Genomic DNA, 924 nt, shown 5'->3' with positions numbered 1-924 from the left:
GGCGGTCCCGGGCACCGCCTCGTGGCTGGCATCGGCGGTAAACGTGATCGAGACCGGCACGTCGGCGCTTTCGGCGTCGTCGATCAAAAGGTTGGCGGTCTGGACGCGGCGTTCCCAGTCGGCAGCGGTCGCCCAGCCGTTGTCGACGACGAGCACCAGCGGGCCGCCTGCATTGAGGGAATTGGCGCGCGGGTTCATCACCGGATCGGCGATCGCCAGGATCACGGCGGCGGCGAGAAGCATGCGCAGCAGCGTCAGCCACCAGGGGCTCTTCGAGGGCGTTTCCTCGCGTTTTAGGACCGTCGCAAGGATCCGGAGCGGCGGAAAGACTTCCGCCTTCGGGCGCGGCGGGGTGAGCCGCAGCAGCCACCAGATAACCGGCAACGCGATCAGACCGAAGAGAATGGCGGGATTGGCGAAAATCAGCGCGCTCATGACCTGTCTCCGACCGGTTTCGGTGACGGCATGCCAGAAAGATAGCTATGCACGGCGACCAGCGCCTCGGAGGCGAGATGATCGGTCCGATGGAAAACGAAGCTCCAGCCGAGGCGGCGCAGCGATTCACCCAACGCATCACGGCGGGCGAAATAGGCGCGCTGATAATCCTCGCGGATCATCTCGGCGCGGCCGGAGACGAGCTTTTCGCCGGTTTCGGGATCGGTAAACTCGGTGCGGCCGGTATAGGGAAAAGTTTCCTCGGCCGGATCGGCGATCTCGACCACGTGGCCGCGCAGGCCGCGGCGGCCGAGCGGGGCGATGCGCTCCATCACCCGATCGGCGTCGTCGAGGAAATCGCCGATCAGCACGATGTCGCTATGGCCGCGGATCATCGCGGTTTCCGGCAAGCCAGTTGTCAGCGGCGCGTGCATGATCGCGGCGGCGAGCCGCTCGGCGGCGTTGCAGGCCGATACCGGTTCCATGATG

1 protein-coding gene and 1 pseudogene are annotated in these 924 nt (G+C 66.1%); both read right to left on the bottom strand.

Features of this window, described 5'->3' with window-relative positions:
* Positions 1-435 (bottom strand): BatA domain-containing protein (locus tag MOV61_RS30065; protein ID WP_247139196.1); only part of this gene is annotated, 435 nt, incomplete at its 3' end.
* Positions 432-924 (bottom strand): annotated as a pseudogene (locus tag MOV61_RS30060) (DUF58 domain-containing protein); the annotation flags it as partial. The gene MOV61_RS30065 and the pseudogene MOV61_RS30060, both read right to left, overlap by 4 nt.

This window comes from Neorhizobium sp. BETTINA12A (assembly GCF_023006485.1).
Classification (GTDB): Bacteria; Pseudomonadota; Alphaproteobacteria; order Rhizobiales; family Rhizobiaceae; genus Neorhizobium.
The sequence above is the reverse complement of the archived record's forward strand: the minus strand, read 5'-3'. Positions and strand labels throughout refer to the sequence as shown.